We start from the raw sequence: 996 nt of genomic DNA, 5'->3' as shown, positions 1-996 counted from the left end.
CGGCCTCGAAAGCGGGCTGGTCGGTGCGGAGGATCGCCCGTCACCTGGGGCGTTGCCCGTCGGTGATCTCGCGGGAGCTTCACCGGAACTCGACGAAGACCCGCGGCTACCAGGCCGTGACCGCAGACGTCAGAGCGCAGCGTCGGCGAGCTCGCCCGCAGCAGCGGAAGGTCGCGGGGGATCCGGTGCTGCAGGCGAGGGTGGACGCCGACCTGGCCGCGTCCTGGACGCCGAACGAGATAGCGGGCCGGTTGCGTCTGGAGGCGACAGACCCGACCGTTGAACGCATGGCGAACTCTCCTGACGCACGCGGCCGAACCGTCTCCGGTGAGGCTATCTACCAGTACATCTACGCAATCCCGAAGGGTGAGCTCGCCCGCAAGGGCATCTTCCTGCAGTCCAAGCGGACCAAGCGCCGACCACGTACGACCGGGCGGACGCGCGGTGGCCCAATCGTAGGTATGGTCCCGATCGCGGAGCGAGGTGAGGACGCCGCCCAGCGTCGGGTGCCGGGGCACTGGGAGGGTGACCTGATCATCGGGAAGAACGGCACCTCGTGCGCGGCGACGCTGGTGGAGCGGATGAGCGGGTTCACCGGGCTGCTGGCCCTGCCCTCGAAACACGCCGAGCCAACCGCTGACGCGGTCATCGAGTTTTTCAACGACCTGCCCGAGATGATGAAGGCATCGTTGGCGTGGGACCAGGGCAGCGAGATGGCCCAGCACGCGAAGGTCTCCCTGGCCACGGCGATGCCGGTCTACTTCGCCGATCCCCACTCGCCCTGGCAGAGGCCCAGCAACGAGAACACGAACCGGCTCTACCGGGAGTATCTGCCCAAGGGCACGGTGATCCCCGATCACCAGCCCTACCTCACCACCATCGCCGAGGAGATCAACAATCGACCCCGCCGCCGACTGGGCTATCTCACGCCCACCGAGGCATTCGCTCGACTGCTCGCCGGCGAGCCCCATGTTGCTTCGACGCCTTGACATCGCC

At 67.6% G+C, this 996-nt stretch carries 1 protein-coding gene; it reads left to right on the top strand.

Annotation, left to right across the window (positions count from 1 at the left end):
• Window positions 1-989, top strand: a 989-nt coding sequence (locus tag AACX88_RS17445) for an IS30 family transposase (protein WP_339394126.1), incomplete at its 5' end; no start/stop codon positions are given.
• Window positions 990-996: the final 7 nt, after the last annotated feature.

The organism is Brevibacterium metallidurans, from assembly GCF_037101285.1.
In the GTDB taxonomy this organism is placed as follows: domain Bacteria; phylum Actinomycetota; class Actinomycetes; order Actinomycetales; family Brevibacteriaceae; genus Brevibacterium; species Brevibacterium metallidurans.
Note: the sequence above shows the minus strand (reverse complement) of the source record. Positions and strands in the feature narration are given on the sequence as shown.